Here is a 2168-nt window from a genome sequence, read left to right on the forward strand (position 1 = left end):
ACCGCGAAGTCCGCAGGATCATGATTTCCCATGGAGCGCTGAAATGAGTTGTTGTGCACCGGGCGCCGAAATGGCGCTTGATCTGGGCAGCACCACGTCGGTCCTGCCGTCTAGTCAAGAGATCAGGCTGGCGAGCCGATCGCTTGGAGATGATCTCCGCCAAACCGATCTTTCGGTGCCGAGCGTTCATTGCGCAGCTTGTATCCAGACGATCGAGACGGCGTTGGGAACGCTCGATCGCGTCGAGAGCGCCCGCGTCAACCTGTCGACGAAACGGGTCTCGGTCCGCTGGCGTGGCGACGAGGTTCCACCGTTCGTCGCCGCGCTTGGACGGCTCGGCTACCAGGCGCATCTCTTCGCCCCCGAGATTGATGAAAAGGACAGGACGCTTTCGGAGTTGATCCGCGCCGTCGCGGTTGCCGGGTTCGCGGCGGGCAATATCATGCTGCTTTCGGTCTCTGTCTGGTCCGGGGCCGAAGGGGCTACCCGCGACCTGTTTCACTGGGTCTCCGCATTGATCGCCATCCCAGCGCTCGCCTTCGCCGGCGGCATCTTCTTCCGCTCGGCCTGGAATGCACTGCGCCACGGCCGCATGAACATGGACGTGCCGATCGCGGTCGGAGTGTCGCTCGCTTACGCCATGAGCCTCTATGAGACGATCAACCATGGCGACCACGCCTATTTCGACGCGTCGGTTTCGCTGCTTTTTTTCCTTTTGATCGGCAGGACGCTGGATCACGTGATGCGCGAACGTGCCCGCACCGCGGTGAAAGGCCTGTCGCAGCTGGCCGCACGCGGCGCCATGGTGCTGCGCGGCGATGGCGCGCGCGACTATCTGCCGGTTGGCGAGATCGAACCGGGGATGCAGCTGCTGATCGCGGCCGGTGAAAGGATCCCCGTCGACGGCAAGATCATCCACGGAGCGTCTGATCTCGACTGCTCGCTGGCCTCAGGCGAAAGCGCGCCGAAAAACGTGGCGCCGGGCGAAGCCGTGCAGGCCGGCGTGCTCAATCTTACCGGCCCGCTGACGATCGAGGCGACCGCCGCCGCGAAGGATTCGTTCCTCGCCGAAATGGTTCGGCTGATGGAAGCCGCAGAGGGCGGTCGCGCGCACTATCGCCGCATCGCTGATCGCGTGTCGGCACTCTACGCGCCCGTGGTTCATCTCACCGCCTTCGTGACATTCCTGGGTTGGATGGCGGCGACGGGCGACTGGCACCGGGCGATGACGATCGCCATTGCCGTTCTGATCATCACCTGCCCGTGCGCGCTCGGCCTCGCCGTACCGATCGTTCAGGTGGTCGCCGCGCGGCGTCTGTTCGAGAACGGCATCATGGTCAAGGACGGTTCGGCCATGGAGCGCCTGGCGACGATTGATAACGCAGTGTTCGACAAGACCGGAACGCTCACGCTCGGACAACCCCGGCTCCTCAATGCATCGTCGATCGATCCGGCCATGCTGGCAATCGCGGCAGACATGGCCGCGCACTCGCGTCACCCGTTTTCAAAGGCCATAACCGGCTTTGCCGCTCCTGGCGGGCAACACAAATTCGATGCCGTCACAGAGCATCCGGGGTTCGGGATCGAAGCCACTGTCGCCGGAAGCATCTGGCGGCTGGGTCGACGCGGATGGGCTGGATGGAAGGCCCGGACCGGTGGTGAAGGCAACCATGGCTATGGCGGAACGGTGCTGACAAAAGACGGGTTCATTGTCGCGACCTTCGATTTCGAGGATGCGCTGCGCGCCGACGCGGCGGCGGCGATCAAGCGATTGAACGATACTGGGGTGTCGATGCAAATGCTGTCGGGCGATACCGCAGGTGCCTGCGGTGAAGTTGCAAGAATGCTGGGTGTCGAGGACTTCGTTCCGTGCCTGCTGCCGTCGGGCAAGGTCGAGCGCATCGAGACCCTGGCGAAAGACGGACACAAGGTTCTGATGGTTGGCGACGGCCTCAACGACACGCCGGCGCTGAGCGCGGCGCATGTCTCGATCGCTCCGGCCACCGCCGCCGACATTGGCCGCAATGCCGCCGACTTCGTATTCCTGCGCGAAAGCCTTCTGGCAGTGCCTCTCGCGCTGGACGTCTCGCGCAAGGCGGGACACCTGATCCGCCAGAACATCGCGATTGCGATCGTCTACAATGCCGTCGCCGTGCCGATCGCCATCC

The 2168-nt window shown here is 63.9% G+C and carries 1 protein-coding gene; it reads left to right on the forward strand.

The window, feature by feature from the left end:
• Positions 1-43: 43 nt before the first annotated feature.
• The coding region (locus tag EN935_RS32440) for a heavy metal translocating P-type ATPase (protein WP_127374043.1) at positions 44-2168 on the forward strand (2125 nt) is incomplete at its 3' end.

It is taken from the genome of Mesorhizobium sp. M7D.F.Ca.US.004.03.1.1, from assembly GCF_003998635.1.
Classification (GTDB): domain Bacteria; phylum Pseudomonadota; class Alphaproteobacteria; order Rhizobiales; family Rhizobiaceae; genus Mesorhizobium; species Mesorhizobium loti.